Origin of the sequence: Arthrobacter pullicola, from assembly GCF_014836875.1 — a bacterium.
Lineage (GTDB): Bacteria > Actinomycetota > Actinomycetes > Actinomycetales > Micrococcaceae > Arthrobacter_B > Arthrobacter_B pullicola.
Genome location: NZ_JACSQC010000007.1, coordinates 190,400 through 213,092, shown reverse-complemented (window position 1 = coordinate 213,092; position 22,693 = coordinate 190,400). Strand labels below are relative to the sequence as shown.

Sequence of the window (22,693 nt, the reverse complement as noted above, 5' to 3'; positions counted from 1 at the left end):
CGGTGGTCCCGTCGCTGTCAGGTTACCGGTGGAGCCGATTCTTCACGGCGTCCGCAGGATCGAGCGGTTGAGTTCCCGGGGGTGCCAGGGAAAGGACCTGCAGGTCCACCCCTTGCGCCGCCATGAACTCGAGCCTGCCTGCGCCGAGATCTTCGAGACGGGCCTTGTTTTCGCCCATCTCGTCGAAGGCGATGCTGGGATCGGCCCGGTCCGCGGGCAACGCCTTCACGGAAAGGGCCAGATCCGGCAGGTTCCAGTGTTCTTCGATCGCAGTAAGTGCCACGGCAGGGAACTCCATCCCCGGGCAGGCTGGCTGCCCGGTCCGGTTCGTCGTTCCTCCTTTATACGCCGCGGGCCAGGCACGCACACCGGGCACGGGAGGGATTCACGGACCCCGTGGCCCGCCCGGCAATGGGATCCGCGACTGACGGTAGAATGAAAAGGCTGTGTTCAGCACAGCCGGCTGCAGGGCAACCAGCAGTCCCCCTAAGCAGTACCAACCTCAGAGTCTGAAAGCAGCGGAGTGTCCCAACAGGTTTCCACCACCGTCAGCGCCACCGCCACCAAGGAGATCGTCAAGGAAGCCGCCCGCCGGCGGACCTTCGCAGTGATCTCCCACCCTGACGCCGGCAAGTCCACGCTCACCGAGGCGCTGGCACTGCACGCCCGCGTTATCGGTACGGCCGGTGCCACCAACGGCAAGGAAAACCGCCGGGAAACGGTCTCCGACTGGATGCAGATGGAGAAGGACCGCGGCATCTCCATCAGCTCCACCGCACTGCAGTTCGCCTACCGGGACACCGTCATCAACCTGCTGGACACCCCCGGCCACGCCGACTTCTCCGAGGACACCTACCGCGTCCTGGCCGCCGTCGACTGCGCCGTGATGCTCGTTGACGCGGCCAAGGGCCTGGAAACCCAGACCATGAAGCTCTTTGAGGTCTGCCGTGCCCGGAACCTGCCGATCATCACCGTGATCAACAAATGGGACCGGCCCGGCCTTGATCCCCTGGCCCTGATGGACGAAATCACCGAACGCACGGGCCTGACCCCCATGCCGCTGACCTGGGCGGTGGGCATCGCCGGCGATTTCCGCGGCGTCTGGGACCGGACCAAGGACGAATACGTCCGCTTCACGCGGCAGAACTCCGGCGCTTCCCTGGCGCTGGAAGAGCACTTCAGCACCGAGGAGGCAGCGGCCGCCGAAGGCGATGCCTGGGACGAATCCCTCGGCGAAGCGGAGCTGGTCATCGACGGCCGCGAATTCGACCGCCAGGCCTACCTGGATGCCAAAGCCACCCCCATCCTCTTCTCCTCCGCAGCGCTGAACTTCGGCGTCAAGCAGATCCTGGACACCCTGGTGGACCTCGCTCCGCCCGCCGGCCCCCGCGTGGACGACGCCGGAAACCAGCGCCCCGTGGAGGCACCCTTCTCCGGCTTCGTCTTCAAGGTCCAGGCCGGCATGAACAAGGCCCACCGGGACCACGTGGCATTCATCCGGGTCTGCTCCGGCATCTTCGAACGCGGCATGGTGGTCACCCACTCGAACACCGGCAAAACGTTCGCCACCAAGTACGCCCAGCACCTGTTCGGCCGCGAACGTGAGGTGATTGACCAGGCGTACCCGGGCGACGTCGTCGGGCTGGTCAATGCCTCTGCCTTGCGCGTTGGTGACAGCCTCTACGTTGAGGAGCCGGTGCAGTACCCGCCGATCCCCTTCTTCAGCCCCGAGCATTTCCGGGTGGCCCGGTCCCAGGACCCCAGCCGGTACAAGCAGTTCCGCCGCGGGATCGACCAGCTCGAGCACGAGGGCATCATCCAGGTGCTGCGCTCGGACCGGCGCGGCGATCAGGCACCGGTGCTGGCCGCCGTCGGCCCGATGCAGTTCGAAGTGGTTGAGGACCGGATGACGCAGGACTTCAACGCCCCGATGCGCTACGAGCAGCTCTCCTACTCGCTGGCGCGGCTCACCGATGCCTCGGCGGCGGAAAAACTGAACAATGTGCACGGAGCTGAGGTGCTGGTCCGCACCGATGGCGCCTACGTGGCGGTGTTCAACGACATCTGGGCGCTGCGCCGGGTCGAAAAGAACCATCCGGAGGTCCCGCTGGCCGTGATCGGCACCGAGTCCCCTAACAGCCGGGGCTACTAGGCAGCCGGGGCTGCCTAGTAAGGCACCCGCCGCCGTGGATTCGACTCTGCTGAGCATTGGCCCCGCGGCGTGGCTGCTGCTGGCGGTCCTGCTCCTGACCGCGGGCCTGGTCTCGGCCCTGCTCCTGGCCCGGTCGCCGTGGGCCGTACTGGCTGCCGGCGCCCGGGCGGTGCTGCAGCTTGCGGTAGTCGCCCTGCTCATCAGCCAGCTGGCCGGGCACCCGGCAGCCGCCGCGGCATTTGTGCTGCTGATGTTTTCCGTCGCGTCCTTCACGGCCGGACGCCGCGTCACCACTGGACGCCGCGGACTGCTGATGGCCGTGCCGATTGCTGCCGGCGTACTGCCGGTCCTTGGCCTGATGCTCGCCAGCGGGGTCCTGCCGCTATCCGCCCTGGCACTGATTGCCGTGGCCGGCCAGCTGATCGGCGGCGCCATGACAGCGTCCACTCTGGCGGGCCGCCGTCTGCTGGGGGAACTCCAGCAGCGCTCCGGGGAAGTTGAGGCCGCCCTGGCACTGGGCTTTCCGGACCCGGAGGCACGCATGCTGATCCTCCGCCCGGTGGCCGGCGAGGCCCTGATTCCGGCCCTGGATCAGACCCGGACCGTGGGCCTGGTGACGCTCCCGGGCGCTTTTGTGGGCCTGATCCTCGGCGGCGCCTCCCCGGTCGACGCCGCTTTGGTGCAGCTCCTGGTCCTGGTGGCCCTCCTTGCTGTCGAAGCCCTGGCCATCGCCGTCGTGCTCTTCGGCTGCACGCACGGCTGGTGGCGGCCCCAAGCTCCTGCCGCCCGTGGATCCGGCGCGGCGGAGCGGAAGACGCACTGGTTGAAAAGACCCGCCCGGGCCAGCCGAGCATAACGGTTCCTAATCTCAAACGACTTTGAGCCTAAGTTCCGGTGACACGTGGCTACGCTGGTGAGATCAGCTTCCCGCTGGGGGATCCTGCTACCGGAAGGTCTCTGCCATGTCCTCAACAACGCTGCATTCTCCCGCCAGCCAGCTTGCACCGGCTCCGGAGGATTCCGCGGCTTGGCAGCGGCTGAAGAGCGCGGCGACAGCGTTCGCGCAGCTGCAGGAGCAGGACGGATCCGTCCCCGCAGAACACCGCGGCGCTGCCGAACCACTGCTGGAAACTGTCCGGGATGCCGTGCTGGAACTCGCTCCCGCTTTCGCGCACGACGCCGAATACCTCAACCTTGCGGTACGTGATCTGGACCGCTGGCTCGAATCAGGGCTGGGCGTTCCGGACTTCCTGGATTCCCTGCTGGCGTTCGCGCCGCAGCTGGACCGCACCGATGGGCTGCTGCACCTGGTCGTTTTCCCGATGTACACGCAGAACGGGTCCCGTTCCCGCCTGCTCGAAGCCGTGATCGTGGAGGTCATCTGGCCCGAGTTCATCGCCGGCCTGGAAGCCGGGGACTACTCCAACAAACTCTTTGTACCGATCCGCTTCCGCGCCTTCACGCCCGGCTATGACACCAACTCCGCCGTCCTGTTCCCGGAAACCGTGGCCGTCCGGGAGACGCCCGCCTTCACCTGGGGCGCCATCTTCGCCGACCGGGAAGCCGCCCGCTTCCGCCGGGTGCTGCGTGCCGCTGCGGAGATCACGTCGCTGGAGCTCCCCGACGGCGCCGCCGAGTTTTTGGACAACCAGGCCCTGACCGAGGAGACCTTCGTGATGTGGGACCTCATCCATGACCGCACCCACATGCGCGGAGACCTGCCCTTCGACCCCTTTATGATCAAGCAGCGCATGCCGTACTTCCTCTACTCCCTCGAGGAGCTGCGCTGCGACCTGACTGCGTTCCGCGAGTCGGTCAGGATCCAGCACGACGACGACGCCGACCCCCGGGCGCGCCGCACCGCGCAGCTGGTGCAGTACGCGGTGATCTTCGACCGGATCTTCCGGTTCGCCATCACCGGTTCGCGGGTGCGCAACTACGACGGCCTGGGCGGGCAGCTGCTCTTCGCCTGGATGCACCAGCACCGGGTACTGCACTGGACCGACGGAAAGCTGAGCATCGACTGGGAGGAGGCTCCCGCCGTCGTCGTCCGCCTGGGCGAGGAAATCGAGGAACTGTACTGGCGTTCCATCGACCGGCCCAAGACAGCGCACTGGCTGGCCGCCTACGATCTAGTCTCAGGAACGCTGACTCCCAACCCGGCTTCGCGCTGGGCCAAGGGGCCGGATGCCCTGCCGCTGGACGGCCCGCCGCGCGCCCTCACGGATCAAGTGCTCGACGACGAATTCCCGCTGTCCATGTTCTACGAAGCGCTGTCGAAAAAGATGGCGCCGGTGATCGAATCCACCGCCGGAATCACAGGGAGCAGCACGCTATGACCGCAGCCGGGGCAGAGGAAACAACCGCTCTCCAGGGCCTTACCGTCCTCGTCGCCGGGGCATCCTCGGCCTCCGGCACCGCCGTGAGCGAAGCGCTGGCGGCCGGCGGGGCCAAAGTGGTGGCCGTCGGCTCGAATGCCGCCAGGCTGGAGGCGGCCCTGGCCTCCGTTCCGCAGGCCGAGCTGCGCACCTGCGACCTCAGCCGGCCCGGTGACGTGGCGAACCTTGCCTCGGACCTGCAGGAAACGCACGGCGGCGTCGACGGCCTGATTCACCTGGTCGGCGGCTGGCGCGGCGGCGCATCCCTGCTGGATCAGAGAGATGCGGACTGGGACTTCCTGCAGACCAACATCCTCACCACCCTGCGCAACGTCAGCCGCAGCTTCTACGAACAGCTGGCAGCCTCCCCGCGCGGACGGCTGGCGATTGTTTCCTCCACCTCCCTCGACTCGCCCACACCCGGCAACGCCGGATATGCCGCCGCCAAAGCCGCGGCCGAAACGTGGGTCCAGTCCATCGCGGCCGGGTTCAGCGGAACCGACGCCGCCGCCGTCGTGTTCGTGGTCAAGGCCCTGGTGGACGATGCCATGCGTGCCGCCCAGCCGGAACGGAAGTTTCCGGACTTCACCGACGTTTCCGAGCTGGGCCAGGCAGCCGTCCGGCTCTTCAGCACCCCCGCTGCCCCGCTCAACGGCAGGCGGATCAGCCTGCTGCCCTCTGACTACGTCTAAGGGCCATTTCCGGCCCCGCACCTTCGTGAGGAATACTGACACCCGTGACTGAAACCACTTCCCTGCATGACCCTGCCCTCCGCGCCTTCGCTTCAGATAACTACTCCGGCGTCCATCCCGAGATCCTCGACGCCATGACCGCGGCCAACCTCGGCCACCAGGTGGCCTACGGAGAGGACGCCTACACGGAGAAACTGCGGGACGTCCTCACCGGACACTTCGGCAACCGCATGCGGGCTTTCCCGGTCTTCAACGGCACCGGCGCGAACGTCATCAGCCTGCAGTCCCTGCTGCCCCGCTGGGGTGCCGTCATCTGCGCCTCCACCGCCCACATCAACGTCGACGAAAACGGTGCTCCCGAGCGCGTCGGCGGAATGAAGCTGCTGAACGTCCCCACCCCGGACGGCAAACTCACCCCCGAACTGATCGACCGCGAAGCCTGGGGCTGGGGCGACGAGCACCGCGCCCAGCCGCTGGCTGTTTCCATCACCCAGTCCACTGAGCTGGGAACGCTCTACACGGTGGAGGAAATCCAGGCGATCTCCGAGCACATCCACGCCCGCGGCATGAAACTGCACATGGACGGCGCCCGCCTGGGCAACGCCGCGGCGGCCCTGGGCGTCCCCCTGCGTGCCATCACCGCCGACGCCGGCGTCGACATCCTCTCCCTGGGCGGAACCAAGAACGGCATGATGTACGGCGAATGCATCGTCGCCCTGAATCCGGACGCAGCGCCGGGACTGGACTACCTGCGCAAGATGAACATGCAGCTGGCCTCCAAAATGCGGTTCGTCTCCGCCCAGTTCATCGCCCTGTACGGCACCGACCTCTGGCTGCGCTCGGCCTCCACGGCCAACGCCATGGCAGCCCGGCTGCGTGCCGCAGTGGAGAAGATCGACGGCGTCACCCTGACCCAGGCCACCGAATCCAACGCCGTGTTCGCCACACTGCCGGCCGGAGTGGCGGATAAGCTCCGGGACAGCTTCCGCTTCTATGACTGGGATCTAGCCACTGGCGAGGTGCGCTGGATGTGCACGTTCGACACCACTGAGGCAGACGTGGATGCGTTCGCCGCGGCGATCGCTTCAGAGGTTTCTGCCGCCCGCTGAGCCCCTGCACTGTCGGCCGGGCAGCAGCGGTACGTAAGCTGTTTCCCGTAACGAATGGGACGCTTCGGCGAGCCTGCGCTGAAGGGTGCGGGGCCCGCCGTAACCTTCGAGGGTGAGTGCAATTGGTGACCTGTCACAGGTGCCCCCGGAATTCCTGACAGCCCTAGGGGCGCTGCGCCGAGCTAAGGGCCGGCCGGAGGTGCGGCTGGAGGAAATTCCAGCCCCGACCCGGCTGGCACCTTTCGCCGTGTCACTGGCCGCCGACGTCGTGTGTTCCGGTCCGCAGCCGGTTGACGGAACGTTCCACGGACCGGTCGGTCCGGTACTGCCCGAGAGCCAGGAGCTGGCCACCGGCCGGTTCATCCTGCTTTACGATCCCGAGGCCAGTCCGGTCTGGAACGGCAACTTCCGGATCGTCACCTACATCCGTGCAGAGCTCGAACCCGACATGGGGAACGACCAGATGCTCGGCTCGGTTGCCTGGACCTGGCTGGTGGACGCCCTGCAGGAACACGGCGCCCGGTACTCCTCCGCCGGCGGCACGGCGACCCGGATCCTTTCCGAGAGCTACGGCACCCTGGCCGGGCGCAGCGACGCCATCGACATCGAGCTGCGCGCTTCCTGGACCCCGGACGGCGCCGATGTGCAGTCACACCTGGAAGCCTGGTCCGATATGGTGTGCACTTTTGCAGGGCTTCCACCGCTTCCCGACGGCGTTTCCCCGCTTCCGCGCCGCCGCCTTAACTAGCTCCAGCGGCCCCGGAGACGGGACCACCCCGCTGCACTCGATAGACTGGAAGCCTTATGACCGCGCAAACTTCCGGCAACGCCCTTTCCGAATCGCCCGCAGACGAGCCTGAGGCAGCTGCCCCCCTTACCGTGCTCGAGACTCCGCGGGACGGTGTGCCGCTGGTCATCGACACCCCGGCAGGGCTCGAACGGGCGGCCCGGGCCCTGGCAGCGGGAACCGGTCCGGCAGGCGTAGACGCTGAACGGGCCTCCGGTTTCCGCTACGGCCAGCGTGCCTTCCTGGTGCAGATCCGCCGCGAAGGGGCCGGCACCTGGCTGATTGACCCTGAACCGCTGCGCGACCTCAGCATCATCAATGAGGCCCTGCACGGCGTGGAATGGATCCTGCACGCCGCCACCCAGGACCTGCCCTGCCTGTCAGAGCTGGGAATGTGGCCGGACAAGCTTTTCGACACCGAACTTGCCGCCCGGATCGCCGGGCTGCCGCGGGTTGGGCTCGCCGCCGTCATCGAACAGCTGCTGGGCTTCAGCCTCGCCAAGGAACACTCCGCAGCGGACTGGTCCACGCGTCCCCTGCCGGAGCCCTGGCTGCGGTACGCCGCCCTCGACGTCGAAGTCCTGGCCGAACTGCGCGAAGAGCTCGTCAAACTGCTCGAAGCCGACGGCAAGCTGGCCTTCGCCGAGGAGGAGTTTGAAGCGATCCGCACCGCGGAGCCGGCTCCGCCGCGGACCGACCCGTGGCGCCGGACCTCCGGCATGCATCAGCTGCGTGACCGCCGGCAGCTGGCGGCCGTGCGTGAGCTGTGGCTGGAACGTGAGCAGCTGGCCGAGCGCCGCGACACCGCCCCCGGCCGCCTCATCCCGGATTCCGCGATTGTCGCTGCCGCCCGGGCCATGCCCAACACGGTCCCCCAGCTGCTGGGCACCCCCGGCTTCCACGGCCGCGCCGCTCAGCGCGAAGCCCCGCGCTGGCTGCGCTGCATCGCCGCTGCCCGGGAGACCAAGGACCTGCCGGCGCTGCATGTACCCACCCATGCCCCGCCGCCCCCTCGCGTCTGGGCCCGGAACGATCCCGCCGCTGCTGCGCGCCTGCAGACGGCCAAGCCGCGGCTGGCCGCGCTGGCCGAACGGTTGAACCTGCCGGTGGAAAATCTGCTGACCCCCGACCACCTGCGCCGGGTGGCGTGGCGGCCGCCGGCCGAGATCAATCTGGACACCATCAGCGCAGCGCTGCGGGACCTGGGTGCCCGGGAATGGCAGATCGAGCAAACCGCTGCCGTGCTGACGGTTGCGTTCCTGGATCCGGACCCGCTGGTGGAGAAGGAAAAGGACTAACTGACCCGGGCGCTACTGCAGGCGCAGGAGCTTGTCCGGATTCCGCATGGCATACACACCGGAAATCCTCCCGTCCTCCGTGCTGGCCTGGAAAACGGTGGTCACGGCGCCATCCTCGCGGAAGGCGACTGCCGGCAATCCGTTGAGCTCAATGATCTCCGGAACGGCACCGGCACTGTATTTGCTGGCCAGTCCCAGCAGCAGTGCTGCCACCCGCTCCGGTCCGCGGACCGGCTTCCGGGCGGCAGTGACTTTGCCGCCGCCGTCGGACACCAGCACAACGTCCGGAGCCAGCACATCGAGCAGCGCCTGCACCTGTCCGGTCATGGCCGCTTCGAGGAAACGTGCGACGGCGGCGCGGTGCTCGTTTTTATCCGGCACCGTCCTCGGCGTGCCCGCACGGACCCGTTCCCGGGCCCGGTGCACCAGCTGGCGGGCCGCGGCCTCACTGGATTCCAGCGCAGCTGCGACCTCGGAGTAGTCGAAGCCGAACACCTCGCGCAGCAGGAAGGCCGCCCGCTCGGGACCGGACAGCTTCTGCATCAGGACCAGCATGGCGGTGGAGACCTCCGCCGCCGTGAGCGCAGCGATCTGCGGATCAAATCTCTCCCCGCTGCCTGGACCCGTGCGGAGGGGTTCCGGCAGCCAGTCGCCAACGTAGTCCTCCCGGCGCCGGGCGGCCTTCCGGACCGCGTTAAGCGCCTGGCGGGCCGCCGTCCGGGCGAGATAGGCGCGCGGGTTGTCCACCGGGCCGGGTACTGCTGCGTACCGCAGGTAGGTCTCCTGCACCACATCCTCCGCATCGGTGACGGTGCCGGTGATGTCGTACGCGACGGCGAACACCAGTCCGCGGTGCGCCAGGAAATCGCTCTCCCGGTTCAGCTCCACACTCCCTGGGCTCTCGGCTGCGGCGTCATCGTGGGACCGGCCGGCCATGTGTACGCTCCGCTCTTTTCGGCTTCCCCGCGGATCCACCGCAGTGTCATGCGGCAGATTACCTCTTTTAGCACCGCAGCGGACCGGCCGTGGAGATGGAAACTCCGCGCCGTGTAGCCCGCCGTCAGGAACTGGACCGCTCCGTCCCGCCGGCCCAGGCTGACGCACTGGCCCAGGAAACCGCTGTTGTGACGGGCCAGCGGCGTCCCGGCGGCGGACCGCAGGATGTTCCCGGCCGCCTCGGCTCCCATGGGCATCGCGGACGCACAGGTCATGGGCAGGTAGCCATACCCGGGGTCCGTGATCACCGCGGCGTCTCCGGCGCCGTAGATCCGGTCCTGTCTGTGCACACGCAGGGTGGCGTCGATCGCAAGGCGTCCAGCGGCGTCGACAGGCAGTCCGCTCCGGGCGGCCAGCTGCGGCACACCGAAACCTGCACACCAGAGAACGACGGCGGCTTCCGGGAGCCGCTCCGGATCCACCGCCCCGGTGCGGACGCTGACCCCGGCACGGCGCAGGCTCCGCAGCAGGCCCGCCCGTGCGCCGGTGGAAAAGTGCGGCACCGGTTCGCCGGCGGTGTACAGGGTGAGGGGATTCTCCGGGAAGGCCGCGGCCGTCTCGGCGGCCACCTCAACGGCAGTCAGGCCGCCGCCAACAACGGCGATCCGCTCTCCGGGACCCAGCTGGCGCAGCCGCTCCCTTGCCTCCTCTGCGCCGGAGAGCCGGTCGGGGGCCAGGGCGCCGCGCGGAACCTGGCTTTCTCCGCTGCCCACGGCATACACGAGGTACCCGTAGTCCAGCAGAACACCTGAGGCCAGACGCACGGTGCGGGCTACCGGACTGATGGCCTCCGCCCGGTCGGTGAACACCTGGACGTCCGGATTCAGCAGGGTTGCGTAATCCACCGTCGGGTCAGCGCGGGTTCCTGCGGCGTATTCGTGCAGCCGGATCCGCTGGGTGAACCTTTCGTCCGGGGTTACCAGGCGGACCGGGTGCCCCTGCCCGGCCAGCCGGTTGGCGGCCATCACGCCCGCGTATCCGCCGCCCAGGATTACTGCCGTGGTGTCCATGAGGTGTCTCCCTTGCCGCTGAGTTCCGCCGGCATTTCCGGCCTGCCCATAAGACACCGCTGCGGCAATTTTTGTGACAGGTTTGCAACAATTTCCTGCGAAGGCGTCTCCCACCTGCGCTTTTCAGGAATCTCCAAGCTGGCCCCGTTATGCTTTTTCCTACTATGGACGACCCTTCTCATAAACCCATGCCCTCCTGTGCTCCAGTTGTCTTGGATCGGGGAGGGCAGCCCCATGAATGACTCCTATGAATGGATCATGGTCGGCATCGGCCTGCTCCTGACCGTTGGCACCGGATTGTTCGTTGCTTCGGAATTCGCCCTTGTCAACCTTGACCGCAACGACCTTGAGTCGCGTCAGGCGGCCGGTGAAAAGCGGCTGGGCCCCACCATCAAGGCCCTGAAGATCACCTCGACTCATCTGTCAGGTGCACAGCTGGGCATTACTCTGACCACGCTGCTCACCGGTTATACCTTCGAACCGGCCATCAGCTCCCTGCTGCGCAGCCCAATGCTCGCTGCAGGTGTTCCCGAAGCCGCTGTCGGCGGTGTGGGCACAGTGATCGGCGTCCTGCTGGCCACCCTGTTCTCGATGATCATCGGCGAACTGGTGCCTAAGAACTTCGCGCTGGCACTCCCCCTGGCCACGGCCAAGCTGGTTGTCCCCTTCCAGGCCCTTTTCACCACCGTCTTCAAACCCATCATCCTCCTCTGCAACAACACCGCCAACGCGGTCATCCGTTCCTTCGGCATCGAGCCGAAGGAAGAGCTCTCCGGCGCGCGCAGTGCCGAGGAACTCAGCTTCCTGGTCCGCCGCTCGGCGCTGGAAGGCGTACTTGACCAGGACCACGCCGAGCTGCTGCACCGCACACTTCGGTTCTCGGACCACACCGCTGAGGACGTGATGACCCCGCGCGTGCGGATGGTCGGCATCCCCGGAACCGATTCGGCGGAAGAGGTTATCGCCACTGCCGTCTCCACCGGCTATTCACGCTTCCCGGTCATTGGCCGGGATTCGGATGACATCCTCGGTGTGCTGCACGTCAAGCAGGCGTTCGCCCTGCCGCTCTCCGAGCGGGCCACGACGACGGCCGCCGACCTCATGGTGGCGCCGCTGCGTGTCCCCGAATCAATGGGTGTGGACAGCCTGCTGGGTGTCCTGCGCGGCCAGGGACTGCAGATCGCGATCGTGACCGACGAACACGGCGGCACCGCCGGCGTCGTCACCCTCGAAGACCTTGTGGAGGAAATCGTGGGCGAACTCGAGGACGAACACGACCGCGCGAGGGTCGGCGTGGTCCGCACCGGACGCTCCGTCACCTTTGACGCGTCCCTGCGCCCGGATGAGCTCCTGGACCGCGCCGGCATTACCGTGCCGGAGGGTGAGGACTATGAGACGCTGGCCGGCTTCGTTACGCACAGCCTGGACCGTATGCCGGAGCTCGGCGACGAGGTGGAAGTCGACGACGGCGTGCTCCGTGTTGAGCGCGTCCTCGGCACGCATGTCGAGCGGCTGCGCTTCACCCCGAATCCCGGCTCCGAATCACCGCGCAGTGCGCACGACCGCCTGGTCGATACCCTGACGAAGGACATCATCCATGAGTGAGTACCTCCCCGGCATTATCTGGCTGGTGGTGCTGCTGGCCGTCAACGCGTTTTTTGTCGGCGCCGAGTTCGCTGTCATCTCTGCCCGCCGTTCCCAGATTGAGCCCAAGGCGGCACAGGGCAGCAAGGCCGCCAAGACCACGCTCTGGGCGATGGAGCATGCCACCCTGATGCTGGCCACCAGCCAGCTGGGCATCACCGTGTGCTCGCTGCTGATCCTGAACGTCTCCGAACCGGCGATCCACCACCTGCTGGAGATCCCACTCGCGAACACACCGCTAACTCCGGAGGCCATCAGCTTCACGGCGTTTATCGTGGCGCTGCTGCTGGTCACCTTCCTGCATGTGGTGGTCGGCGAGATGATCCCGAAGAACATCTCCTTCTCCGTTCCCACCCGGGCAGCACTGCTGCTCGCTCCGCCGCTGGTCATCGTGGCCCGCATCTTCAAGCCCGTGATCTGGGGCCTGAACGCCGTCGCCAACGGAGTCCTGCGCCTGTTCAAGGTGGAACCGAAGGATGAAGCCACCAGCACCTACACCCTGGACGAAGTTGCCACCATCGTGGAGCAGTCGACCAGGGAAGGCGTGCTGGAGGATTCCAGCGGAACGCTCACCGCGGCCTTCGAATTCACCTCCAAGACCGTGGCCGACGTTGAGGTGCCGATCGCGGACATGGTCCTGGTCCCGGCCGGAGCCACCCCCGCCGACATCCAGCAGGCGGTGGGCAGCCACGGCTACTCCCGCTACATCCTGGCCGACGACGACGGCGATCTCACCGGCTACCTGCACCTCAAGGACGTGATGGACCTGGTGGAACCGGAACGCTTCCACGCTCCGGTTCCGGCCAAGCGCATCCGCCGGCTGGCCAGCGCCTACCGCGGCAGCGAACTTGAGGATGCCCTCGAGACCATGCGCCGCACCGGTGCCCATGTGGCCCGTGTACTGGATGCCGACGGCAAGATCACCGGCGTCCTGTTCCTGGAGGACATCATCGAGGAACTCGTCGGCGAAGTTCAGGACGCCACCACCGTCTAGTTCGTTTGTGCTGAAGCCGGGGAGCCGGGGCTGCTGATGAGCGGTCCCGGCTTTCCCGTGTGCGGGCCGTTCCGTCCGCACCCGCCTGTTAGACTGGCGCTCATTATGAGGGCAGGTATTCGGGCCGCAGCCGGCCATGCGTTGACCATTCGGTCGACGCCGCAGCTGCTCACCACCACCCTCGGCCTCCTGGCGATCCTGGCCGGAATCCTCGGCATGCATATGCTCGCCGACCCCCATGCTGCCGCCGGTCACGCCGCGGGCAACCCGGCAGCCGCTCATTCAGCCGTCAGCCCGTCCGGTACCTCGGCGGACTCCGACGGGACAGCGCTGCGCCACAGTGCCGATCCGGCAGCCGCAGCTGCTCCGGCCTCCGACGGCGGGCACAGTTCCGAAGCGTGCCCCGAATGCGGACCGGCTGGCTGTGCAGCAGGCCTCTGCATGATGTTCCTGGTGCTGCTCAGCATTTCAGCGCTAATCGGTGCGCTGGTATCCCGCCGGCAACGGACCCCGGACCGTCCGGACCCGCCCCGGGCCGTTCCCGCCAGGCTGGCTCCCCCGGCTGCTCCTTCGCTCGTTCAACTCTGCATCAGCCGCACGTAAATTCCCGGCTCCGCCACCCTCCGGAGCCCCCTTTGCGTGCCTGCCCACCGTGGCAGCGCTGATTAGTCAACGAACGTACTGACCGAAGGAAAACACCTTGAAGAAGAAGCTTGCCCCAGTCTCTGCAACCGCCCTCGCCGCCGCCATCGCCCTGGCGGGATGCGGGGCCACCAGCAGCGCCCCGGAATCAAGCCCCGCGTCGGAGAGCACCATGCCCGGCATGGACCACCACGGCAGCGGGGAACCCTCCGATACCCTTGCTGCGGACCACAACAGCGCGGATACCATGTTCGCCCAGATGATGATCCCGCATCATGAACAGGCCGTCACCATGAGCGCGATGATGCTCGCCAAAGAGGGACTTGACCCGAAAGTCGTGGAACTCGCCGAAAACATCACGGCCGCGCAGGGACCGGAAATCGAGAAGATGGATTCCTGGCTGACAGCCTGGGACGAGCCCCGGGAAATGCTCGGACACTCCATGGAGATGGACGGCATGCTCGCCGACGAGGACCTGGCCGCGTTGGAAAGCGCCCAGGGAACCGAGGCCGCCAAACTGTTCCTGACCCAGATGATCGAGCACCACGAAGGCGCGGTGAAGATGGCCGAAGAGGAAGCTGCGTCCGGCTCCAACCCCACTGCTGTGAAGCTCGCCGAGGACATCATCGCCAGCCAGAACACGGAAATTTTCGAGATGCAGACCCTGCTGCAGGGCTTGGCATGAGGCTGGAACACGGCGTGCGCGCCGCCGCGGCTTCCGCCGTCGTCATCCTGGCGCTGACCGCCTGCTCCTCTCCCGTTGGCGGGCGGGCCCAGGAGGCAGCACCGCCCTTCCCCAGTCATGTCCATGCCCTTGCCCTCAAACCCGGCACCACGGATGTACTTGTCGCCTCGCACGAGGGCGTCTTCGAGGTTTCCGGGAACAGCTTGGTTCCCACTGGTGCCAACATCGACCTCATGGGCTTTGCCGTGGCCGGGGACGGCAGCTACCTGGCGTCCGGGCATCCCGGCCCCGGCGTTGACCTGCCCGAGCCCGCCGGACTGATCCGTTCCGCGGACGGGGAATCGTGGAGCGTGCAGTCCCTGGGCGGCGAATCCGATTTCCACGCCCTCGCGGCCACCAGCGAAGGCATCATTGGTTTCGACGGAACGCTGCAGGTGAGCCAGGATGGCAGGGAGTGGACCGATTCGCAGGTTCAGCTCACGCCCTACAACCTGGCCGGATCGCCGTCCAGCGGGCTCGCTGTGGCCACTACGGAAACGGGCCCGCACCGATCCGGCGACGCCGGCCTCAACTGGGCGCCGCTTCCGGGGGCGCCGGTGATCATGCTGGCCGCCGTCACGGAAGAGTCCCGGATCGTGGGCGTCCTGCCGGACGGCGGCATCGTGACGAGCGAGGATCAGGGGGAGATTTGGAACCCCGCCGGGAGAGTCTCCGGCTATCCGGTGGCCGTTACGGCTGCCGAGACGGCTGACGCGCTGCAGATCTGGGTCATGACTGATGCCGGCCTGGAGCATTCCACCGATGGCGGGCAGAGCTTCACCGTGATCGTCGAGCAGCCTGCCCAAACACGATGATATTCGCGTAACGCCGCTGTAGTCTCCGTGGCGGGGGCGGCGGCGGACCCACCGCTCCCGCCACGGGTCTTGCAGCCTAAGTTACTGACGAGTAACATCGAGAGCGAGCTTGTCCACATCTCAAAGAGGAGCAGTACGTGAGCCCACAAAGCCGAGCACGGCAGATCAGGGACGTTGTTTTCGTAGACGGCGTCCGCACCCCCTTTGGACGCGCCGGCGAGAAGGGCATGTACGCCGATACCCGCGCCGATGACCTGGTGGTCAAGTGCATCCGCGAGCTCCTGCGCCGCAACCCGTCGCTGCCGCCCGAGCGGGTCGATGAGGTGGCCATCGCCGCCACCACCCAGACCGGGGACCAGGGCCTGACCATCGGCCGCACCGCAGCACTGCTGGCCGGACTCCCCCGCACCGTTCCCGGTTTTGCCATTGACCGGATGTGCGCCGGCGCCATGACCGCCGTGACCACTACCGCGTCCGGCATCGGCTTCGGCGCCTACGACGTCGTCATCGCCGGCGGCGTTGAGCACATGGGCCACCACCCGATGGGCGTGGGCGCGGATCCGAACCCGCGCTTCGTCACCGAACGCCTGGTGGACCCGGCCGCCCTGAACATGGGCAACACGGCGGAGAACCTGCACGACCGCTTCCCGGACATCACCAAGGAACGCACCGACGCCTACGCCGCCGCCAGCCAGGAAAAGCTGGCCAAGGCCTACGCCGGCAACCAGATCCAGCCGGACCTGGTTCCGGTGGCCACCAAGAAGCCCGGCGCCGGCTGGACCCTCAGCAGCGTCGACGAAGGCCCCCGTCCCGGCACCACCCTTGAAGATCTGGCAGCGCTGCGCACCCCGTTCCGCCCGCACGGCCGGGTCACCGCCGGCAACGCCTCGGGACTGAACGACGGCGCCACCACCGCACTGCTGGCCTCCGCCGATGCTGCGGAGGAACTCGGCCTGCCCGTGAAGATGCGCCTGGTCGGCTACGCCTTCGCCGGCGTCGAGCCCGAGGTTATGGGCATCGGCCCGGTCCCGGCCACCGAGAAGGTGCTGAAGCAGACCGGACTGTCCATTGAGGACATCGGCCTCTTCGAAATCAACGAAGCCTTCGCCGTCCAGGTGCTCTCCTTCCTGGACCACTTCGGCATTGCCGACGACGATCCCCGCGTCAACCGCTACGGTGGGGCAATCGCCGTCGGACATCCGCTGGCCTCTTCAGGCGTCCGCCTGATGACCCAGCTGGCCCGCCAGTTCGAGGAAGACCCCTCGGTGCGCTACGGCATGACCACCATGTGCATCGGCCTGGGCATGGGCGCCACCGTCATCTGGGAAAACCCCAACCACGCTGACTACAACACCGAGTCCATGGAGGCTTCGAAGTAATGACTGCACCCGATTACCAGCGTCTCGCCGGGCTCTTCCCGAACGAGGTCATCACCCACTCCTACGTCAGTGACGTGGAACTGCCCGGCGGTGCCGGCACGTTCGCGCTCATCACGCTGGACAACGACGTCGACCACTCCCGCCCCACCACACTGGGCCCGAACACCCTGCTGGAACTGGGCAGCGTGCTGGACTCGCTCAAGGAGCGGGCCGACCGCGGCGAGATCGTGGGCGTCGGCGTCACCGGCAAGCCGCACTACCTCGTGGCCGGGGCGGACCTGTCGGCAGTGAAGACTCTGGCCGAGTACGACGACGGCGTCGCCATGGCGGCCCTGGGCCACGAGGTCTACGGCAAACTCGGCACCCTGGGCGTTCCCAGCTTCGCGTTCATCAACGGTGTGGCCCTGGGGGGCGGGCTGGAAATTGCCCTGCAGTCCGACTACCGCACGGTATCCACCGGGGCCGGTGCGCTGGCGCTGCCTGAAGCGTTCATCGGCCTGGTTCCGGGCTGGGGCGGTGTCTACCTGCTGCCACGCCTGATCGGTCCGGAGAACGCCGTGAAAGTGATGATCGAGAACCCGCTGAGTAACAACCGCACCCTCTCCGGACCGGCCGCCTACAAGCTCGGCATAGCCGATGCCCTGTTCGAACCCGCCGATTTCCTGGAGCAGTCCCTCGCCTGGGCGTCCCGCGTGATCACCGGCGCCGAGACCGTGAACCGGCCCAACGCCGTCGAGCCTTCCGAAGTCAGCGACCGCTGGGACGCCGCCGTTGCGGCCGGCCGGGCCTTCGTGGAGGCCCGCACTTCCAACGCTGCCCCGGCGCCGGCCAAGGTGCTGGACATCTTCGAAGCCGGAAAAAACTGGACGCGTGAGCAGTCCCGCGAGGCCGAGTGTGAAGCCCTGGCCGAACTGATGCAGACCCCGCAGTTCCAGGCCACGGTCTACGCGTTCCTGGACCTGGTGCAGAAGCGCGGCAAGCGTCCCGCCGGCGCGCCGGACAAGAAGCTCGCCCGCCCGGTGACCAAGGTCGGCGTCGTCGGCGCAGGCCTGATGGCCAGCCAGCTCGCGCTGCTGTTCGCGAAGAACCTGAAGGTGCCCGTGGTGATGACGGACATCGACCAGGAGCGCGTGGACAAGGGCGTGGGCTACGTTCACGCCGAGGTGGACAAGCTGCTGGGCAAGGGCCGCATCTCCTCCGATGCCGCGAACCGCACCAAGGCACTGGTTACCGGTTCGGTGTCCAAGGAAGCGTTTGCCGACGCGGACTTCGTGATTGAGGCCGTGTTCGAGGAAATGTCGGTCAAGAAGCAGGTCTTTGCCGAGGTGGAAGCCGTGGTCTCCCCCGAGTGCATCCTGGCGACCAACACGTCCTCACTGTCCGTCACCGAAATGGCCGCGGACCTGGAGCACCCTGAGCGTGTGGTGGGCTTCCACTTCTTCAACCCGGTGGCTGTGATGCCGCTGCTGGAGATTGTGCGTGCACCGAAGACCGACGACGCAGTGCTCGCCACCGCGTTTGTCCTGGCCAAGCAGCTGAAAAAGACCGCTGTGCTGGTCAAGGATGCGGCCGCGTTTGTGGTCAACCGGATCCTGGGCCGGATGTTCGGCGAGATCACCAAGGTGTTCGACGAGGGCACCGACGCCGCCACCGCGGACAATGCGCTGCGGTCGATGGGCCTGCCGATGACGCCCTTCAACCTGCTGGCCCTGGTTGGCCTGCCGGTCGGCCAGCACGTGCAGGAATCCCTGCACGCTGCCTTCGGCGACCGGTTCCACGTTTCGGAGAACTCGCAGAAGCTGATCGACGCCGGCATCAAGTCGCTCTGGCAGCAGGATTCCGACGGCAAGCCGTACGTCCCGGAGGAAACCCTGGCCCTGCTGACCTTCGGCGACTCGCCCTCGACCTCCGAGGAAGTCCTGCGCCGTACGCAGGACGCCCTGGCCGAGGAAATCGGGCTGATGCTGGATGAAGGTGTGGTGGCCGGGCCGGAGGACATCGATCTCTGCGTCATCCTCGGCGCCGGCTGGCCGATGCACCTGGGCGGCATCACGCCGTATCTGGACCGGGTGGGTGCGTCCGACCGGGTGAACGGGCGACTGTTCAATGCCGGTGCTGTGCCGGTGGCTGCTGCTTAGCTCTTCTCAGTTTCATTCGCTTGGCACGCTTGGCACGCGCCGGGCGGACCGGAACGGCGGCATTCCTGCCGCCTAACCCGGTCCGTCCGGCGCTTTCCTACGCTCGGCCGAGTTCGCGCCCAAGCTGTGTCCGCCGGCGCCCGGGTCAACGATTTGCGGAACGTCGAAGCAGGAAAAGCGAGGCCGATTGCCGGCGGCAACCAGTATGGCGGACGTGAACTGGGTCGGGATGGCGGTTTACAGCGACTTACCCGGTAATGGACCAGAAGTGGGCAGCTGCGGTGCGAGATGAATCACAAGGGTGGGTGCCGCGCTGGTGGAGATCGCTCTCATAGGGTGTAAAGGCGGCAATTTCCTGTTTGCTGCCGCAGCGAAAGGCTCCTAACCCGTGACGCAAGACCTCCGTGGCTTCTTGGCCGTCCCAGCTGGCCGGGGGCATCGGTTCCCCGCTGTGCGGGTGGCGGCAGGGATGCTCATCCCGCTGCTGGTGCTGATTCTGCTGGACCGCACCAACCTGACCATGTGCGCCATCTTCGGCTCGTTAACGGGTGTATTTGGTCGCTCGGAACCCCACTGGCGAAGGCTGCAGCATCAGACCCAGTCCGGCTTGCTGATGTGCATGACTGTGATGGCCGGAGTATCCATGTCCATCGCCGGGCGCAGTGACTGGGAATTGGTGGTCAGCGCCACCGTTGTCGCCTTGGTGATATCGCTGGTGGCAGACGTCCTGCGGATCCGGCCCGCGGGGCCCTTCACCTACATCTTCGCGTTTACCGCCACTGCTGCGGCACCGTTTTCAGGATCCATGGGAGAAGCAGCCCTAGCCGTGTCCGGAAGCGCCGCAACCGCCGTTCTGCTGGGAATTGCCGGCCGGGTCCATGCCCGCCGCCATACTCCGGTAATACTGCGCCCGCATGCTCCGCCGCCGAAAGCAGCCCGCATCTTGGCCCATTCCGGAAGGTACGCTGCCGCCGTCGCAGCCGCCGGCTCACTGGCCCTGCTCTTGGGGCCGGGCCACAGCTACTGGGCGATGCTCGCGGCCTGTGCCCCCATTTCCGCCACGGACGCCGCTCATGCTCCGGCCCGGGCCGGACATTTTATTCTGGGAACTTATGGCGGCGTGCTGCTCTCCGCACTGCTGCTGCAGCCCGATTGGAGTCCGGTGCAGCTGGCAATCCTGCTTGCAGCTCTCCAGTTTGGCGGAGAGGTATACGTCATGAGGCACTACGCTCTCGCCATGGTCTTCCTGACACCCGTGGCTCTGCTGATGACCGGATTCGTCTCGGCACAGCCGGTGTGGGAGTTGACCCTGGACCGGGCGGTAGAAACCACCATCGGCGCACTGGTCGCCGTCGTCGTGATTTTTCTGACGACGGGTCGCGGCGCGGTTGGGGCACAGAAACTCAGACTGCACAGCGAAGAATAAACCGAGAGCAATCGCGATGGCGCCCGCCCATTCGGCCCAGTTCGGTCATTCCGTGGCCCGCGGAATAAAGTTGCGATTTAGCACCTGCAGCCTCTACCGGTTTGACCTGGCTGATTAGCTCCAGGTCTCTGAGTTCGCGGGTACTCCCTATCGCGTTAACGGCGGTAAAGGGGCCGCAGCTGAATACACCGTCGCATGGGTAGTGCCCGTGGCAGCGGGCCTTCTATCGTTGTAGAGCGCCTCGACAGTGGCGTGTAGCTGCCAGAACTTTGCCGTGACCAATGGAGTGCCACTGATCACGGCTTCCAGATACGTCAGATGCGTGATCCAGCCAGGACCGTAAGAGCCGACAAGGCTGCCCAGATCTTGGTGCGTGAGCTCCAACCTGGTGCCCGGGTCCGAGGGGTGCAGTTCGAAGCGGAGCCGGGATTCGGGTTCATCGGGAAAGTTCCACGTCATGGCAAGCCTGTGCGGCGGATCTGCCTCCATGATTTCGCTGTGGGATGCGTAGCCCTCCCCATGCTCGACGACGAGCCTCCCACCCGCCCTCATGTCGCATTCGATGGGCTGGCCCAACCACTGGGACAGCAGCGTCCGGTCAGTCAGCCCGTCCCACAGATCACGCGTGGGGCTCGGGAAGGACCAGCGGATGAGAAGGCTGTCCTCGCGGGTCGAGATGGATTCCAGCGGCATGGGCACGATTGTGGCACACCGGCGCGGCCGCAGAGTCTTGGCCGGGCGCGGTCCTGGCGCCTCTGGACCGGAGTCAGACGTGCAAGGATGAGCGGATGAAAACCCTGCCTGAACTGCTCCTTGACGGTCCCCGTGGCAGGCGCCTGTGCCTTGAGCTCGCGGAGGAACTCAACCCCGACGTCAGGAACGCCGTCTTCCGGCTGGGGTACGAACTCGATCCCGGCAAAGGAACATCCACTGTCCTGTTCGCGCTGTCCAGCGACGGCCCCGGCGATTCCACAGGCCCGGGTGAATCCCCCTCGCTGGAAGACCTGGCGGCGGCACTGCGTTCCATCGATGCTTCCGGTCTCACGGCGGCGCAGCTCGCGGCGGCACTTGAGTGCTCGGTCAGGAACGCCCGCTACTGGCAGGAACCCGATGGAGATGACGTACTCGCAGCTCTCCCAGCCATCGTCGAAGCTTTCCGCCCGCTCGCCGAGCGGGTACTGGCAACCCCCACGTGGCGAGGCTGGTCCCAGCCCCGCCGGCCGGAACAATGGGCTATTGACTGGCGGTCAGCGGAGGACCCGGCACCGCTGCCACGGGATCCGCAGCAAGCGTTGAGTAGATGGGCGGAAGAGATACGGGCCGAGGAAGCACAGGCCGCACGCGACCGCCCTGAGAGCGTCTACGCCAACTACTCCGGAAGCTGGTGGTCATCCCCCCTCCGCCTTCTCCGGACAGTGGGTGCCATCCCGGCGGCCCTCACCCTGGTGGAAGATTTCCCCGGTTGGGAGGAGGCAACTGTGATTCCGGTCTACGGGACTGGCCGGACCTTCGAGATCCAAACGGCGGAGGACTGGATCTTCCTCTGCCGCGCCTATCCGCTGGACGTCACTGCCTCCCGCAGACACGATTGGTTCCACACCACCGGACGCGATGGCTCCTGGGTCATCCCCGACTGGCAACGGGTCGCCGGGGAATGGGATGCCGTGCACCTCACGATCGCCGGCTACCTGAATACTTCAGGCCGGGCGCTCAAGGTGGGTCGAGGCACGGCATCGGTCCTCGCCGGGTGGGACCCCGACAGTACGCTGTGGCTCGCGGATGCTGCCCGCGAGGCAGATGCCCCGCGGCAGCACTGGCACCGGGACCTCAGCGAGGACGTCTGGAGCCGGGTACGCCGTCCTTGGCAGTAAGGCCTATGGACGCGCCGGGCGGCGAGAAGGCGGTCGCCGCCTGTCCAGGAGCGTGATGAACACCAGCACAATCATGGCGACGGCGCTCACGAGGTAGAGCAGCTTACCCCAGGGCGTGTGGTCACCGCCGGTCGTGGCGAAGGTGTCCGCAATTCCCATACCGGCGGGGAAGGAGGCGAACCAGTGTGACGGTGCCGCTAGGACCAAAAGGAGTAAATTTATCCGGACAACCGTGCTCACCCGGAGTCCGGGATCCCGCTGTGCGGCCATGAGAACCAGCCCGGCGAGCAGCACCCCAATGACGGCCCACGCGAGAACCAGGGGAACGGCGAGAGACTCGTTGGCGCTCGCCATAGCTGTCCGGATTTCGTCGAGCGATGCCCCGGGCACAGCCGCCTGCGGATTCCAGACCAGCACTTGGAAGGCCCCGGCTGTCGCATAACAGGCAATCAGGATCAGCCCGGTACCAGCCGCCCGCCCGGTCCTCCACCTAGTTGTTGAATCCACCATGGCGGCAGCGTAGCAGTCAGGACCTGATGCGCCGCTCCAGCACTGTCCGGTGGGCCCCCGGGCATTCTTGGATCGCTGGGTGCAGCACATCGACGGAACCGGGATCCGGCCGCCGCCGTGGAGATCCT

21 protein-coding genes are annotated in these 22,693 nt (G+C 66.8%); 16 read left to right on the top strand and 5 right to left on the bottom strand.

Translation table 11 applies throughout. From position 1 onward, the window contains the following. Positions 1-22: 22 nt before the first annotated feature. A complete protein-coding gene (locus tag H9638_RS14785; protein WP_191748630.1) occupies positions 23-283 on the bottom strand; it encodes a hypothetical protein in 261 nt (86 codons plus the stop codon). Between the two features lie 240 nt (positions 284-523). Here H9638_RS14785 and H9638_RS14780 point away from each other — a divergent pair, with 240 nt between their 5' ends. The 7 genes from H9638_RS14780 (at position 524) to H9638_RS14750 (ending at position 8,416) form a co-directional block, all read left to right on the top strand. After that, positions 524-2,152, top strand: a complete 1,629-nt coding sequence (locus H9638_RS14780) for a peptide chain release factor 3 (protein ID WP_191748628.1) — start codon at positions 524-526, stop codon at positions 2,150-2,152. Between the two features lie 34 nt (positions 2,153-2,186). Next, a complete protein-coding gene (locus tag H9638_RS14775) occupies positions 2,187-3,008 on the top strand; it encodes an ABC transporter permease (protein ID WP_191748626.1) in 822 nt (273 codons plus the stop codon). Between the two features lie 106 nt (positions 3,009-3,114). Then, a complete protein-coding gene (locus H9638_RS14770) occupies positions 3,115-4,491 on the top strand; it encodes a DUF6421 family protein (RefSeq protein WP_191748624.1) in 1,377 nt (458 codons plus the stop codon). Then, on the top strand, positions 4,488-5,222 hold the full coding sequence (locus tag H9638_RS14765) for an SDR family NAD(P)-dependent oxidoreductase (RefSeq protein ID WP_191748622.1): 735 nt from the start codon (positions 4,488-4,490) through the stop codon (positions 5,220-5,222). Before H9638_RS14770 ends, H9638_RS14765 begins: the two co-directional genes overlap by 4 nt. 44 nt (positions 5,223-5,266) lie before the next feature. Next, positions 5,267-6,331, top strand: coding sequence for a threonine aldolase family protein (locus H9638_RS14760; RefSeq protein WP_318241898.1), 1,065 nt, complete (start codon positions 5,267-5,269; stop codon positions 6,329-6,331). A 121-nt stretch (positions 6,332-6,452) separates the two neighbouring features. Next, on the top strand, positions 6,453-7,079 hold the full coding sequence (locus tag H9638_RS14755; protein WP_191748692.1) for a DUF3000 domain-containing protein: 627 nt from the start codon (positions 6,453-6,455) through the stop codon (positions 7,077-7,079). A 56-nt stretch (positions 7,080-7,135) separates the two neighbouring features. Further along, positions 7,136-8,416 carry an HRDC domain-containing protein gene (locus tag H9638_RS14750; protein WP_191748621.1) on the top strand — a complete coding sequence of 427 codons (1,281 nt, stop codon included), beginning with the start codon at positions 7,136-7,138 and terminating at the stop codon, positions 8,414-8,416. A 12-nt stretch (positions 8,417-8,428) separates the two neighbouring features. Here H9638_RS14750 and sigJ read toward each other — a convergent pair whose 3' ends face one another. Both sigJ and H9638_RS14740 read right to left on the bottom strand, forming a co-directional pair. After that, the gene (gene sigJ / locus H9638_RS14745) at positions 8,429-9,304 is read right to left on the bottom strand and encodes an RNA polymerase sigma factor SigJ (protein ID WP_318241897.1); all 876 of its coding nucleotides are present in this window, start codon (positions 9,302-9,304) and stop codon (positions 8,429-8,431) included. Next, a complete protein-coding gene (locus H9638_RS14740) occupies positions 9,295-10,422 on the bottom strand; it encodes an NAD(P)/FAD-dependent oxidoreductase (protein WP_191748617.1) in 1,128 nt (375 codons plus the stop codon). The genes sigJ and H9638_RS14740 overlap by 10 nt, the downstream gene beginning before the upstream one ends. A 234-nt stretch (positions 10,423-10,656) precedes the next feature. Here H9638_RS14740 and H9638_RS14735 point away from each other — a divergent pair, with 234 nt between their 5' ends. The 8 genes from H9638_RS14735 to H9638_RS14700 all read left to right on the top strand — a co-directional run bounded on the left by H9638_RS14735 (position 10,657) and on the right by H9638_RS14700 (position 20,184). Next, positions 10,657-12,027 carry a hemolysin family protein gene (locus H9638_RS14735; RefSeq protein WP_191748615.1) on the top strand — a complete coding sequence of 457 codons (1,371 nt, stop codon included), beginning with the start codon at positions 10,657-10,659 and terminating at the stop codon, positions 12,025-12,027. Further along, positions 12,020-13,060, top strand: a complete 1,041-nt coding sequence (locus tag H9638_RS14730) for a hemolysin family protein (protein WP_191748613.1) — start codon at positions 12,020-12,022, stop codon at positions 13,058-13,060. The genes H9638_RS14735 and H9638_RS14730 overlap by 8 nt, the downstream gene beginning before the upstream one ends. Before the next feature lie 105 nt (positions 13,061-13,165). Then, positions 13,166-13,663, top strand: coding sequence for a DUF6153 family protein (locus tag H9638_RS14725; protein WP_191748611.1), 498 nt, complete (start codon positions 13,166-13,168; stop codon positions 13,661-13,663). Between the two features lie 97 nt (positions 13,664-13,760). Then, positions 13,761-14,387 (top strand): DUF305 domain-containing protein, encoded by a 627-nt coding sequence (locus H9638_RS14720; protein ID WP_191748609.1) that lies wholly within the window; start codon positions 13,761-13,763, stop codon positions 14,385-14,387. Then, positions 14,384-15,241 carry a F510_1955 family glycosylhydrolase gene (locus H9638_RS14715; protein WP_191748607.1) on the top strand — a complete coding sequence of 286 codons (858 nt, stop codon included), beginning with the start codon at positions 14,384-14,386 and terminating at the stop codon, positions 15,239-15,241. The genes H9638_RS14720 and H9638_RS14715 overlap by 4 nt, the downstream gene beginning before the upstream one ends. A gap of 137 nt (positions 15,242-15,378) precedes the next feature. Further along, a complete protein-coding gene (locus tag H9638_RS14710) occupies positions 15,379-16,620 on the top strand; it encodes a thiolase family protein (protein WP_191748605.1) in 1,242 nt (413 codons plus the stop codon). Continuing rightward, positions 16,620-18,758 carry a 3-hydroxyacyl-CoA dehydrogenase NAD-binding domain-containing protein gene (locus H9638_RS14705; RefSeq protein ID WP_191748603.1) on the top strand — a complete coding sequence of 713 codons (2,139 nt, stop codon included), beginning with the start codon at positions 16,620-16,622 and terminating at the stop codon, positions 18,756-18,758. Before H9638_RS14710 ends, H9638_RS14705 begins: the two co-directional genes overlap by 1 nt. 469 nt (positions 18,759-19,227) lie before the next feature. Beyond that, a complete protein-coding gene (locus tag H9638_RS14700; RefSeq protein ID WP_191748602.1) occupies positions 19,228-20,184 on the top strand; it encodes an FUSC family protein in 957 nt (318 codons plus the stop codon). 147 nt (positions 20,185-20,331) lie between these two features. On the opposite strand, the gene H9638_RS14695 is transcribed toward H9638_RS14700, so the two are convergent. Next, a complete protein-coding gene (locus H9638_RS14695) occupies positions 20,332-20,877 on the bottom strand; it encodes an SRPBCC domain-containing protein (protein ID WP_191748600.1) in 546 nt (181 codons plus the stop codon). A gap of 95 nt (positions 20,878-20,972) precedes the next feature. Here H9638_RS14695 and H9638_RS14690 point away from each other — a divergent pair, with 95 nt between their 5' ends. Continuing rightward, positions 20,973-22,055: a hypothetical protein gene (locus H9638_RS14690; RefSeq protein ID WP_191748598.1), complete on the top strand. Its 1,083-nt coding sequence runs from the start codon at positions 20,973-20,975 to the stop codon at positions 22,053-22,055. A 3-nt stretch (positions 22,056-22,058) separates the two neighbouring features. On the opposite strand, the gene H9638_RS14685 is transcribed toward H9638_RS14690, so the two are convergent. Further along, the gene (locus H9638_RS14685; RefSeq protein WP_225217456.1) at positions 22,059-22,565 is read right to left on the bottom strand and encodes a hypothetical protein; all 507 of its coding nucleotides are present in this window, start codon (positions 22,563-22,565) and stop codon (positions 22,059-22,061) included. Positions 22,566-22,693: the final 128 nt, after the last annotated feature.